This is a genomic window from Mucilaginibacter sp. (assembly GCF_036383575.1).
In the GTDB taxonomy this organism is placed as follows: Bacteria; Bacteroidota; Bacteroidia; order Sphingobacteriales; family Sphingobacteriaceae; genus Mucilaginibacter.
This window is the reverse complement of record NZ_DASVOB010000185.1, coordinates 1-13936: the sequence shown is the minus strand read 5'-3', so window position 1 is coordinate 13936 and position 13936 is coordinate 1. Positions and strand designations below refer to the sequence as shown.

Sequence of the window (13936 nt, the reverse complement as noted above, 5' to 3'; positions counted from 1 at the left end):
TTATTCCTTCTCTAATAGCTGTTTAGCTTCCTGGAGCTTATCCATTTCTTCTTTGGGCAAAACAGGAAACTCCAGTTTCAAGCCTTTTAAGGTATCCCTGATTATGGTTGAGATAGCGATCCGGGTAAACCATTTTTTATCAGCGGGAATAACATACCATGGGCTTTCATCTGTGGAGGTTTCACCAATGGCTTTTTCATAGGCAACCATGTACTCATCCCAATGCTCCCGCTCTGCAATATCACTCGCCTGAAATTTCCAGTTCTTCTCGGGATTGTCTATTCGCTTTAGGAAACGATCCTTTTGCTCCTGCTTTGAAACATTAAGGAAAAATTTGATCACAACAGTACCATTAACATGAATATGCTTTTCAAAATTACGGATACTCTCATACCGCTGATCCCAAAACTTTTTGTCAATGTCCTTCACTTGTTTTATCTCAGGGTTGTTTTCCTTCAAAACAAGCTCCGGATGCACTTTAACTACCAGCACGTTTTCGTAGTGCGACCGGTTATGGATGCCGATACGTCCTCTTTCGGGCAATGCTTTATAGTGCCGCCATAAAAAATCATGATCGTAATCTTCGGGACCCGGTTGTTTAAAGCTATAAACCTGACAGCCCTGCGGGTTCAGTCCCGACATGGTATGTGCTATGGCACTGTCCTTTCCGGCTGCATCCATCGCCTGAAAAATAATAAGCAGTGAAAAACTGTTCGATGCATAAAGCTGGGCCTGTAATTTAGAAGTTTCTGCTATCAGCTCTGTTAGCACAGCTTCGGCATCTTCCTTTTTATACCCATCGCTAAATGCAGGATCGTAATCACTCAACGATAATTTGGTATCACTGTTTACTTTGAATTGCGCTGTTAAACTTTTCATATGAATAGATATCCATACAAAGTACAAAAACTACAATAAAGTTTTATCACCTTATTTGAAACCTGACCTGTAATCAACCGCAAGGGATTTTTTATATCCAAACAGCTTTTGATTTATTTATTGTGTACTTTGCACATCATAAATATGTATTATGCCAGTGTTAACCTAAAATTTACCTGTCTATTTTACGTTGTTTATATTTGTTAAACACACTATGATATAGTGTCATAATTTTTCATCTTTACCCAATGTTCAGACGTATACGCAATCGCTTTTTAAGATACTTCGTCATATTAATATACTTCGTTATCATCTTTTTTTGTTCGATAGAACTTAATTTCCTTGGGCTCTTCGGATATTCTCCTGACATGCAGGACATTAAAAGCCCCGTACTTTCGGTAGGATCTGAAGTTTACACAGCCGACGGCAAACTGATAGGCCAGTACTACAAGGAAAACCGCTCTCCCATTGAGTTTAAAGAGATCTCCCCTAACCTCGTAAACGCCCTTATAGCAACTGAGGATGCACGGTTTTACAATCACGGAGGTGTTGATTTTTACTCCTTTTTCACCAGCGTACTTTCAACAGCTAAGGGCGACAGACGAGGCGCCAGTACTATTACACAACAATTGGCCAAAAACCTGTTCGAAACCCGTAAAAAGAAATCGCAGGGCATTATTAAACATATTCCGGTGCTACGCACTGTTGTTTATAAGTGTAAGGAATGGCTTACTGCTTTCAAGATTGAGCACGTTTACAGCAAACAGCAAATACTAACGCTATACTTCAATACGGTACCCTTCGGCAATAATACATACGGCATCAAAACTGCATCGTTAAAATATTTTAATAAACAGCCGGGCGCTTTAAATCCGGCCGAATCGGCTTTATTGATTGGCATGCTTAAGGCTACATCGAACTACAACCCAATCAAAAACCCGCAGCGTGCTACCGAAAGGCGTAATACAGTGTTGGGCCAAATGGAGAAATACAAATACCTCACTGCCGATCAATATAAAAGTAACGTAGCATTGCCGCTCAGCCTCGACTTGAGCTATGTTGAAGATGACTCGCATGGCGATTCATACCTGCGCCGCGCGGTTGAAAAATGGCTGGATAAATGGTGTAAGGACAATGATTATAACCTTTATGAGGACGGCTTAAAGATCTACACCACCATTGACTCAAAAATGCAGCAATATGCCGAAGAGGCCGTTGCCGAAAAAATGAAGATGCTGCAAAAACGTTTCTATAATCTTTGGGGAAACAAAAACCCATGGCGGGATTCAAAAGGCGTTGAGATCAAAGATTTCATTCTGAAAAACGAGCAAAGGTTACCTATTTACAAGCTACTCGATAAAAAATATAGTGGTGACACGATAAAGATCCAGGATTACTTTAAAACTAAGAAAAAGATGAAGGTGTTTACCTGGCATGGCGAACGGGACACTACTTTTTCGACCATAGATTCCATTAAATATTACGCCAAAATCCTGAACACTGGTATGATGACATTAGAGCCATCAACCGGTAAAATAAAGGTTTGGATAGGCGGTGTAGATCATCGTTTCTTTAACTACGACCACGTAAATCAAAGCCGCAGGCAGGCGGGTTCAACCTTCAAACCTTTCGCCTACCTTACCGCGCTCGACAATGGTTTTACCCCTTGCGACAAGTTTACCGACAAACCGGTATCTATCAAATACAAAGACAACGGCGAAGACAAAGTTTGGGAACCTAATAATGCTGATTTCCATTTTTCCTATCGTGAAATGTCCTTGCGCTGGGCTATGGGCAAATCTGTAAACTCCATTACTGCACAGTTAACAGAAAAAGTAGGCTGGGATAAAATTGTGGAATATGCTCATCGCTGCGGTATCGAAAGCCCTTTAAAATCAGTACCATCAGTATCATTGGGATCAAACGATGTTTCGGTTTATGAAATGGTTAGGGCATACAGTACTTTCTTAAACAAAGGCGAAAAACTTGATCCCTTATTGGTTACAAAGATCACCGATCAGCAGGGCAATGTAATACAGGAATTTAAGCTTAAAACCGAGAAAGTATTGAGCGAAGAAACTGCATGGCTGATGCTTTACATGTTCCGCGGAGGTATGGAAGAACCAGGCGGCACCTCGCAGGCCCTTTGGGAATACAACGGCCTTTGGAAAAAAGATAACCAAATTGGCGGTAAAACAGGCACATCGTCTGACTATGTAGACGGCTGGTATATGGGTATCACTAAGGACCTTGTAACTGGTGTTTGGGTTGGTGCTGATGACCGCTCGGTACACTTTACTACTTCCGAAACCGGCGAGGGTTCACATACAGCCTTACCTATTTTTGGTAGCTTTATGGAAAGGGTTTATGCTGATAAGTCGCTGGGGTATACTTATGGCCCATTCCCAAAACCCTGGACCAAGATCACTAAAACTTATAACTGCCCGTCGCCGCATATTGAAGAAGACACAACATCAACAGATAGCTTAAGCAACCCGATTGATACAACAGGCGTAACACCTGTACAGGAAAACAATCCGGAAAACCCGGAAAGCACGCCGGCTAACCAGCGATAAATGGATAGAGGCGCTATTTTTTCATAAGTGAAGAGAAAATGAATAAGGTTGTTTTTTGAATTAAGAACAACCTTATTTTATTAAATTAGCCATATCTATTTAGTTAAATAATATATGAATAAAGTTTACTCACTTTTCAATAGAGTTAAAAAGCACACCATTATCTTTATTTGTTTTATTGGCTCGCTGTTAATTAGCAGCAATGTGCAGGCACAATATTTTGGCCAAAACAAAGTAAGGTACAAAAACCTCAAGTTTAACGTTTACAAAACCCCTCACTTCGAGATTTACTATTACCTGAAAAATGATAGTATGGTAAAACGCTTTGCCCAGGAAAGTGAGCTTTGGTATACCCTGCACCAACAGGTTTTCAGGGATACTTTTAAACATGCCAACCCGATAATCCTATACGCCAATCACCCCGATTTCCAGCAAACTACAGCTATCGATGGCGAGATCAGCGTGGGTACAGGTGGTGTAACCGAAGGCCTTAAAAACCGTGTGGTTATGCCGGTGATGGAAACCAACCAAACCACAAGGCACGTAATAGGCCACGAGTTAGTACACGCTTTCCAGTATCGATTGCTAATGGGGCATGATTCGTCCGAATATGAAAATATAAACAACATTCCGCTTTGGATGATTGAGGGTATGGCCGAATACCTTTCATTAGGTAAAAAGGACACCTACACGGCCATGTGGATGCGCGACGCTTATCTGAACCATGATATCCCTACCGTTCGCGACCTTACCGAAAGCAGTAAATACTTTCCATACCGTTATGGCGAGGCGTTTTGGTCGTTCATTGGTTCAACTTATGGCGATACCGTTATAGTGCCCTTCTTTAAAAACGCCGCCAAATTCGGCTTGGAATATGGCATCAGGCGTACGTTTGGGTATGACGACCGTACACTTTCCCGCCTCTGGAAAAACTCTATCGAGGCTACTTACAAACCTTTTTTAAAGGACACCACCCAAACACCTAAAGGCATCAAACTGATTGACAGTAAAAACGGCGGCGACCTTGTTGTTGCGCCTTCTGTGAGCCCCGATGGCAAATATGTAGCTTTCCTTTCGGCCAAAAGTTTGTTCAGCATTGATCTTTACCTGGCCGATGCCAGATCCGGGCGTATATTACGAAAACTCACAAGTAAAGTATCAAACACGCATATTGATGAGTTCAACTTTATCGAATCGGCAGGCGCATGGTCGCCGGATGGAACTAAATTCGCGTTCAGCGTATTTAGCAAAGGGCGCAACAGGCTTGATGTGGTTGACCTGAAAAGTGGCGATGTGATTGATGATATCTCGATGGAGCAGGTAGGTCAGTTTAGCAACCTGTCATGGTCGCCAAATGGCAAGGATATTGTTTTCCAGGGATTGGTTGAAGGTCAGGGTGATTTGTATTCTTATAACTTCGACACCAAAAAGGTCACCCAGCTTACCAATGATAAGTATTCTGATTATCAGCCAAGCTATTCGCCTGATGGTAAAAAGATCATTTTTTCGAGCGACAGGAGTACTTATGACCAGTCGCTGGAGCAGGATATCCCTTTCAACCTCGCCGAGCTTGACCTGGCAACAGGAAAAGTAACTGACATTAAGATTTTCAACACTGCTAACAATCTGAACCCGCAATACTCGGCAGATGGTAAACAGATCTATTTCCTGTCAAACCGCGACGGCTTCCGTAACCTGTACCGATATACTATAGCTTCCGGACAAATAGAACAAATGACAAACTTGTTTACCGGTATTTCCGGCATTACAGAATACTCTCCAGCATTAAGTATTTCCAACCATGATGATGTAGTTTATTCGTACTACCGCGCACAAAAATATTCTATCTATAACGCGAAAGCATCCGACTTTACCCCGGTTGTAGTGCAACCTGGTGACGTTAATTTTGCAGCAGGAACCCTGCCTCCAAACCGTTCGGTAGGTGTAGATCTGATCAACTCAAACCTGAATAACTTTTTGGCCTACCGCAAAATCCCAACCGATTCAGTAAAGGCTATCCCCTTTCGCTCAAAATTCAAGCTCGATTACCTTGCCGGTAGCGGTATTGGTGTTGGGGTGAGCAACTTTTATGGCACAAGTCTTTCAAGTGGCATTCAGGGGGTATTTAGTGATATTTTAGGCCGCAACCAGATCTTTGCCGCTGCTTCGGTAAACGGGCAGATCTATGATTCGGGTGCTGCGGTAACTTATGTAAACCAAACCGGCCGCTGGAACCTTGGTGTAGGTGTTTCGCACATCCCTTACCAGTTTGGCTTCAATACCGCCACTTACCCGGTAAAAAACGTGGGCGGTAAAAATCAAACGGTTTATTCCGACAATATCGATATCATCCGTAATTTTGAAGATGCCGGCAGGGTATTCACCTCCTATCCCCTATCAAGAACCACCCGTTTTGAGGTAAGTGGTGCCGCCTCTCATAACTACTATCGTGTTGACCGTTATAGCGATTCGTATCTGCTCGATACCACAGTAGTGAATGGTAAACAACAAGTTAATATAGGCAACTACATCAACTCCGACAGGAAAAAGATCCCGAACGACGAAGAATCTGCAACCCTTAATCAAAATTACGGCTCAACTTATTTCTATAACTTAAAAGCGTATTCCATTTTAACCGTATCAACCGCTTTGATTGGCGACAACTCATTTTTTGGTGTTACAGCACCATTGAACGGTTTCAGGTACAGGCTGGAAGCCGGTTATAACTTTGGCACTTACCGTTTCTTTTCGCCAACTATTGATGTAAGAAAATACGTACGCACTGCTCCCATTACCTTTGCTGCAAGGTTCTTTGCTACCGGTCGCTTTGGGGACGACAAAGGACTTTATCCGTTATTTGTGGGTTATCCTTTTTATATCAGGGGTTACGAGGGCCAAACATTTTATAACAACGGCAAGGCAACAACCAATGGCTTTACTATTGATCAGCTATCGGGCAGCCGCTTAGCTGTATTTAACTTTGAGGTGCGTTTGCCGTTTACCGGTCCCGAAAAATTAGCGGCTATTAAATCCAAATTCCTGTTTACCGATCTTAACTTATTTTTTGATGCAGGCTTAGCCTGGAACTCAGGTGATCATATCTATTTCCAGAAAGACCCGCCGGTAATTGGTCAGCAGGATGTTGTAGATAATACAGGTAAAGTGACCACCCAAAATCTTTATGGCCGCGTACCGGCATTGAGCGCGGGTATTTCCTTACGTATCAACGTTTTTGGTGCGTTTATATTGGAACCTTACCTTGCTGTTCCGTTTAACCGCAGTGATGTTAAAAAACCTTTGTTTGGCTTAGGCTTTACACCGGGTTGGTAATAATTTTCATCTTATAAAACAGAAAAGCGGCTGATAGGCCGCTTTTCTGTTTTATGTCTTTTTTCATGGTAATAAAACATGCCCCGTATCCATCCATTTCTTAATCAGCGCTACTCGATCTTTCATAAACTTCGGTCCCCAAAATAAATTCGACCAGTCATCATAGTTTTCATACTGAAATCCAAAATAGAATACCCAAAAGCCAAAACCTAAATATGGTATGGCGGCAATCTCCTCATTTGACAGTGGCCGAACTTTACGATAACTATCAACAAAAACGCCGAATGCATCACGAGCCTCTTGTTGGCTGATTTTGCCAGAAGTAAACTCTAAAAAGTAATGAATAAAAAAAGAAGTAATATCATAAGCCAATAGCCCTTTGCCCACGAAATCAAAATCAAAGAAAGTTATATCGCCAGTATCATTGAAATGAAAATTTTTAGGCATGAAATCAAAGTGACAATAACCGTAGCTAAAACTCCTATCAAATTGCTTATAACGGTCAATTACTTCCGCGGCAGTTTGTTTTATATAGGCATAGTCATCTTCCAATCCCACGAATGCAGGCTCAAGCATCTTTAATGGATTAACGATAACAGTTTCTATTGAATACTGCTGGCGATTATGGCTAAGCTCAAGTGAAGATGTAATGTTATGTATCATAGCCATCTCCCTGCCCACAGTTTCAAGCTGCCGATCATTCATGGCATAAACAACACCACCTTGTGCCCATGAAAACAAAACGCCGTAACGGGTACCTTCCGCAGCGTTGAAAACCTGTAATACTTCTCCCCCTTTATCAGGGATAGGGCTGGATACCTTTGCTCCCTTTTCAAACAAGATCTTCAATAACTCTACCTCGCCTTTGATCTCCTCCAGTTTACGGTGTGCATCCCGATAGATTTTGAAGATGTACTTTTCGGATGTACTTTCTATAACGTAGGTATCACTTACATTGCGAATCAACAACCGGCAGGTGGTATCCGTTAAACCATAAATGTCCTGAAGTTTTATATTCAGTGCTTTTGATGATAAGGTTGAATATTGTGTAGGGAAGATTTCCATAGGTAAACAAAGGTAGCTTATAATCTACAACCCAGCTACCATTTCAAAAACCTATTTATATTTTGTATGTTTAGCTTATAACCTGCACACTATGAAAAAGTTACTACTATTTATGTTTACCGCATTTTGTCCGGCGATATTGCTGGCCCAAACCGTAAATAAAAGTAGTAACACAACAACGGAGCCAACTATGCTCCCAACCAATGATATTGTAAAAAACATCTCTTTGGCTCCCGATACCCACACATTTTATATTTTCATTCAAAAAACAAACCTTTCCCGTACTTATACCAGCCGGGGGCCTATCACCATATTTGTACCGGTTGATGAAGGTTACACCAATATGCCAACTGGTAAGTTCGACTCAATTTCAAAACCTGCACATATTTGGGAACTTACCGATCTGGTTGCTTATCACGCCATTGCCGGGCAGCTAAAAGGAAGAGATATTCAAAAAAAGATCAATAAAGGAAAAGGGACAGCTACATTCACTACACTTTCGGGCGGCAAATTGTTCGCTAAAATAGATAGCAATAGTAATATAGTTTTGATTGATGGCAATGGGGGGAAAAGCACCATCAGCCGGTTTGATATTAAGCAAAACAATGGCATAGTACATCTCGTGAGCAAGGTGCTGGTACCCAAAAAGAAGATAATATAAACAGACCGCCAAATGACAATCCTGTATAATATAATTACGTATTTGAGTTATTGAATATATAAAGGTTTCGCATAATAAAAAGGAGCTTGTATAATCAAGATAACATCAAAACATAACAGGTTATGAAAATATTCATTTTAGCAGTGATCGCTTTAAGCATACTAACAGCTTTAGGATGCCAGAATACCAGCGGGCAGGATACCAAACGTAAATTGAGTAAACCAGCCGCCGAATGGAAAAAAACACTTACATCTGATCAATATCACATTATGGTTGAAAGCGGAACCGAACCGCCTTATCACAATGAATATTGGGACAATCACCAAAAGGGTATTTATGTAAGTGCTGCAACCGGCGACACATTATTCAGTTCCGACGATAAATTTGACAGCGGCACGGGCTGGCCAAGTTTCGTTAAACCGGTTGACCCAAAAAAAGTAGCAATAATTACTGATAACAGCTACGGCATGAGCCGCGACGAGGTTATCGAAAAAAGTACAGGCTTACACCTCGGCCACGTATTTGATGATGGCCCTGCCGACCGCGGCGGCAAAAGGTATTGCATGAACTCAGGAGCTTTAAAATTTATTAAAAAGCCATAACCCTGCGGTTTGCATTTAATGACGGGCGCAATTGCGGCCTTACACGTAAACCTTGCTCATATTTTAATCCAATGGTCAGGTCTATCCAATCGGCGTTAACAGCCCTGATCATTTTTTCTTTTTGCGGGCGGGTATAAGTGCTCACCACTTTGAAACGTTCCATGGCCTGCTCTTCGGTATTGATCTCCTCAAAGTAAACCAAACGGTTAAGCTGCTGCGCATTGTCAAAAAACAAGGTTGGCATTTCGCTGTAAAACTGGATGGTTTTCATCAGGTCTGAACATAAGCCTACATGCAGATTTTTACGGTTCCTGTCGGTAATGATATAAACAAAACGTTTCATTTTATGATAAAAAATTTGGTGAACAGATAATTATTACTAACTTTATGAGCATAAAATTACTAATAAATTTAGCAAATCCAAATTTTATGTCAATAATTTCACAAAATATTAAGTTTCTCCGCAAAAAGAAGGGTTTAACGCAGCAGCAATTTGCGGACGAATTAGGTATAAAACGTTCATTAGTAGGCGCATATGAAGAAGACAGGGCCGATCCAAAGTATGAATTACTAAAATCGTTAGCAACCTATTTTGACGTTACTATTGATGACTTTATCAACGAAACCATCAACGAAAAATGGCAGCCAAAACCAAAAGGTAACCCGGCCAACCTGCGTATCCTGAGCATTTCTGTTGATAAAGATGAAAACGAAAATATAGAAATGGTACCCGTAAAGGCCAGCGCAGGCTACCTTAACGGCTATGCCGATCCCGAATATGTAGCGCAACTGCCTAAGTTCTATTTGCCTATGTTTAAGCAAGGTACATTTCGTGCCTTTGAGATCAAAGGCGACTCGATGCTGCCACTACAATCAGGTACTATTATAATAGGTGAGTATGTAGAAAACTGGGGCGATGTTAAAAGCGGCGAAACCTACGTAGTAATATCTAAAAATGACGGCGTAGTTTATAAACGTATCGGCAATAAGTTTAAAGAGAATAAAAAACTAAAACTTATTTCTGATAACCCGGCATATGATCCATATGAAATATCGGGCGAGGATGTACTGGAATTATGGAAAGCTAAAGGTTATATCTCCACGCATCTTCCGGAGCCATCACCTGAGCCTACTATGGAAAGCCTTACAAGCATGATGGCCCAGATGCAACGCTCTATATCCAACTTACAGCAAGGCAACAATTAAGTTACATCCGCTTTTTTAAACCTTTACGATATATCTTTATCATACTGTTAAAACGTAAATTAAATTAAAAAGCGATGAAAAAATTATTGTTAATGTGCTGTTTCCTGATTGGAATTTCAGCAGCCAGCCACGCACAAGGCGGTATGAGGAAAAGCCCTGAAGAAAGAGCTAAGGATTTGCAAACCCAGCTTAAATTGACAGATGATCAAACCACCAAGATCACTGCAGTTTACAAAGAGCAGGCAACCAAGATGGACAGCGTACGTACTGCAGCCAATGGCGACAGGGATGCAATGCGCTCTGCAATGCGCCCAATGATGGAAGCAACTAACACCAAGATCAAAGCTATTTTAACAGCAGATCAGGCTGCGGCTTACGACAAAGCAATGAAAGAAAGAATGGACCGCATGCGCCAGGGCGGCGGTGGCCAGTAAAACATTATCACATAGAAAAAAGCGACCAATGGTCGCTTTTTTTATTTTTGCACAAAACGAAGCACATTGAAACCAGCCGAAGATTTTTTAAAGAACAAGTTGTATGAGCGACAACAATCAGGAACGTACCGGGAGCTTAAGCCCGAAAACGCTTTGGTTGATTTTTGCTCGAACGATTACCTTGGCTTTGCCCGTTCGGTTCTTTTAAAACAAAGTATTGTACACGAAGTAGATACTTATCCGCTTAGCTTAAACGGTGCCGCCGGGTCAAGGCTACTATCGGGGAATTTACAATATGCCGAAGACCTGGAAAAGCAAATAGCAACACATCATGAAAGCGAAGCCGGTCTGCTCTTTAATTCGGGCTATGATGCCAACCTTGGCTTGCTTTCGTCCCTTGCCCAACGCGGCGATACTATTATTTTAGATGAACTGGTGCATGCCTCTATCATCGACGGGGCAAGATTGAGCTACGCCAACCGCTATGGTTTCAAACATAATGATCTGGAAAGTTTGGAAGCTAAACTAAAATTGGCCAAAGGCAATTGTTATGTAGTTATCGAAAGTGTTTATTCCATGGATGGTGATGCTCCTCCCCTCTTGGAGATCCTTAATCTAACTGAAAAATATAACGCTGCTTTAATTGTTGATGAAGCGCATGCCGTAGGGCTTTATCCTAAAGGGTTGGTTTGCGAACTTGGTTTACAGCAAAAGGTATTTGCCCGGGTGGTAACGTTTGGCAAGGCTTTGGGCGGTCACGGGGCAATAGTGCTTGGCAGTAACAATCTGCGGAATTACCTGATCAACTTCGCGCGATCTTTTATCTACACAACAGCGGCATCCTTCCATCAACTGGCGGCTACCAAAATGGCCTATCAGCTATTAGAAAATTCCGGCGAATCTATCTTCAACCTGAAAAAGAATATTGAACTATTTAAACAGGAAGTAAATGCAGGCGAAAATTTCACTTTGTTAAACAGCGACAGCCCTATCCAGTGCATCATACTCGGGAGCAATGAAATGGCGCGGGAAGCGGCTAAGCAATTGCAAATGAATAACCTGGATGTAAGACCCATCCTAAGCCCAACAGTTGCACAAGGCACCGAACGGATCAGGATTTGCCTGCATAGTTTTAATACCGAAAATGATTTAACTTTGCTGGCTGCAACACTTAACAAATTTAGATTATTACATGCCCGATAAGCAACCGATATTTATTTCCGGCATTGATACCGGGATTGGTAAAACACTGGTTTCGGCTATTTTAACCGAAAAACTAAACGCTGATTACTGGAAACCAATACAATCCGGCGATCTTGACAGCAGTGATACGCTGAAAGTTAAAAGCCTCATCTCCAATAAAGTCACCCACTTTTTTCCGGAGGCTTATGCGCTTACGCAACCTTTCTCACCCCATAAATCGGCTGCTCTTGATAAAATAACCATCGATCTGGAAAACATCGTTCTGCCGAAAACAGATAACCAATTGATCATAGAGGGTGCCGGTGGGCTCATGGTACCGCTGAATGATAATTTTCTCATTATAGATCTCATTAAACAGCTCAATGCAAGGGTAATACTGGTAAGCAAACACTATTTAGGCAGCATTAACCATACCCTGCTTTCCTTACATGCATTAAAAAAATATGGCATCCCGGTTATGGGGGTTATTTTTAATGGCGATAAGGATATCTATTCAAAAAGCTATATCCTCGAATACTCCGAAGTAGCCGATCTTGGGCAGATCCCGGAGTTTAAAACTATCAATAAAAAAACTGTTAAAGAGGCCGGTAAGTTTATTACCTTGTAACACCGGCAGCTTTCATAAACCGATATTTTGCCGGTTTCGTAAACAAGTACTATGAAAAACATTACCGTAATTGGCTCCGGCACCATGGGCAACGGCATTGCCCACACTTTTGCCCAGCATGGCTTTGAAGTATCATTGGTTGATATAAGCGATGATGCCCTGAGCAAAGCTTTACAAACCATCAGCAATAACCTTGACAGGCAGGTAAAAAAGGGCACGATAACCGAGGAAGCAAAATCCGAAACCTTAAGCCGCATCCACGTTTTTACTGATTTGACTGAAGGCGCTCAAAATGCCGGCCTTGTAATTGAAGCCGCGACCGAAAACCAGGAAATAAAGCTCAAACTGTTTAAGCAACTCAGTGAAATTTGCAGCGAAGATGTGATACTGGCCTCCAATACCTCATCCATATCTATCACTAAAATTGCTTCGGCCACCAAAAAACCGGGCAATGTAATAGGCATGCATTTCATGAACCCGGTACCGATAATGAAGCTTGTTGAGGTGATCAGGGGCTATGCCACTACCGACGCAGTTACCGAAACCATCATGGAGCTTTCACGCACCTTGGGCAAAGATCCCGTGGAGGTAAACGACTATCCCGGCTTTGTTGCAAACCGCATTTTAATGCCGATGATAAACGAGGCTATTTATACCCTATATGAAGGTGTAGCAGGCGTTCAGGAAATTGATACGGTGATGAAACTCGGAATGGCCCACCCTATGGGGCCGTTGCAATTAGCCGATTTTATTGGACTTGATGTTTGCCTTGCTATTTTGAAAGTTTTGCATGATGGCTTCGGCAATCCCAAATATGCGCCTTGTCCGTTATTGGTGAACATGGTTACTGCCGGCCATTTAGGAGCTAAAACAGGAAGCGGTTTTTACAAGTATACCGCAGGCAGCAAAGATCTGGTAGTTGCTGACAAATTCACAGCTTAAGCGCGTTTAAACTTTCGATGTTGGAAGTTGTCAATAGTAATTATACTAAACAACTAAAATACATCTGAAAATGAAAACCATTGCTAAATTAGGAATAGTACTTGCCTTAACAGGCTCATTATTTGCTTCGTGTGCAGGTCAGGCTTATGTAACCGAACAACCCGTTGAACCGGTTTATGTTCGCCCCATTGCTCCATACCCGAATGCTGTTTGGGTACCCGGCGAATGGGTTTGGCGCGGCAGCCACTATGTTTATCGTCAGGGCTTTTATGCAAGGCCAAGATACAATCGTGCATACGTACAAGGCCACTGGCAGCCAACCAACCGTGGTTATGTTTGGGTGAAAGGATATTGGAGGTAAAGCCAGTTGGCATTTTCCAATTTGCAGTTAGCAATATAAAATACTAACTGCAAATTGAATCATCAGCATC

13 protein-coding genes are annotated in these 13936 nt (G+C 41.9%); 10 read left to right on the top strand and 3 right to left on the bottom strand.

What is annotated here, in order from left to right:
* Entirely contained in the window at positions 1-879 is an 879-nt protein-coding gene (locus tag VF500_RS06760) for a polyphosphate kinase 2 family protein (RefSeq protein ID WP_330858934.1), read from the bottom strand.
* Between the two features lie 248 nt (positions 880-1127).
* Here VF500_RS06760 and VF500_RS06755 point away from each other — a divergent pair, with 248 nt between their 5' ends.
* Positions 1128-3455 (top strand): penicillin-binding protein 1A, encoded by a 2328-nt coding sequence (locus VF500_RS06755; RefSeq protein ID WP_330858933.1) that lies wholly within the window; start codon positions 1128-1130, stop codon positions 3453-3455.
* 114 nt (positions 3456-3569) lie between these two features.
* The gene (locus VF500_RS06750; RefSeq protein WP_330858932.1) at positions 3570-6785 is read left to right on the top strand and encodes a tolB protein precursor; all 3216 of its coding nucleotides are present in this window, start codon (positions 3570-3572) and stop codon (positions 6783-6785) included.
* A 63-nt stretch (positions 6786-6848) separates the two neighbouring features.
* Here the strand turns inward: VF500_RS06750 and VF500_RS06745 are convergent, their stop codons facing one another.
* Complete coding sequence (locus VF500_RS06745; protein ID WP_330858931.1) at positions 6849-7850, bottom strand: phosphotransferase enzyme family protein; 1002 nt, start codon at positions 7848-7850, stop codon at positions 6849-6851.
* Positions 7851-7941: 91 nt separating this feature from the next.
* On the opposite strand from VF500_RS06745, the gene VF500_RS06740 reads away from it, so the two are divergent.
* Positions 7942-8511, top strand: coding sequence for a fasciclin domain-containing protein (locus VF500_RS06740; protein ID WP_330858930.1), 570 nt, complete (start codon positions 7942-7944; stop codon positions 8509-8511).
* A 122-nt stretch (positions 8512-8633) separates the two neighbouring features.
* Positions 8634-9113 (top strand): peptide-methionine (R)-S-oxide reductase MsrB, encoded by a 480-nt coding sequence (msrB, locus tag VF500_RS06735; RefSeq protein WP_330858929.1) that lies wholly within the window; start codon positions 8634-8636, stop codon positions 9111-9113.
* On the opposite strand, the gene VF500_RS06730 is transcribed toward msrB, so the two are convergent.
* Complete coding sequence (locus VF500_RS06730; protein ID WP_330858928.1) at positions 9100-9456, bottom strand: GIY-YIG nuclease family protein; 357 nt, start codon at positions 9454-9456, stop codon at positions 9100-9102. The genes msrB and VF500_RS06730 overlap by 14 nt on opposite strands.
* A gap of 86 nt (positions 9457-9542) precedes the next feature.
* Between VF500_RS06730 and VF500_RS06725 the strand changes: the two genes are divergently transcribed.
* The 6 genes from VF500_RS06725 (at position 9543) to VF500_RS06700 (ending at position 13866) form a co-directional block, all read left to right on the top strand.
* On the top strand, positions 9543-10319 hold the full coding sequence (locus tag VF500_RS06725) for an XRE family transcriptional regulator (RefSeq protein ID WP_330858927.1): 777 nt from the start codon (positions 9543-9545) through the stop codon (positions 10317-10319).
* Positions 10320-10393: 74 nt separating this feature from the next.
* Entirely contained in the window at positions 10394-10753 is a 360-nt protein-coding gene (locus VF500_RS06720) for a hypothetical protein (RefSeq protein ID WP_091210518.1), read from the top strand.
* Positions 10754-10819: 66 nt separating this feature from the next.
* Positions 10820-11956: a pyridoxal phosphate-dependent aminotransferase family protein gene (locus VF500_RS06715; RefSeq protein ID WP_330858926.1), complete on the top strand. Its 1137-nt coding sequence runs from the start codon at positions 10820-10822 to the stop codon at positions 11954-11956.
* Entirely contained in the window at positions 11946-12563 is a 618-nt protein-coding gene (bioD, locus tag VF500_RS06710; protein ID WP_330858925.1) for a dethiobiotin synthase, read from the top strand. The genes VF500_RS06715 and bioD overlap by 11 nt, the downstream gene beginning before the upstream one ends.
* Positions 12564-12614: 51 nt before the next feature.
* On the top strand, positions 12615-13505 hold the full coding sequence (locus VF500_RS06705; protein WP_330858924.1) for a 3-hydroxybutyryl-CoA dehydrogenase: 891 nt from the start codon (positions 12615-12617) through the stop codon (positions 13503-13505).
* A gap of 70 nt (positions 13506-13575) precedes the next feature.
* On the top strand, positions 13576-13866 hold the full coding sequence (locus tag VF500_RS06700) for a hypothetical protein (protein ID WP_330858923.1): 291 nt from the start codon (positions 13576-13578) through the stop codon (positions 13864-13866).
* Positions 13867-13936 lie beyond the last annotated feature (70 nt).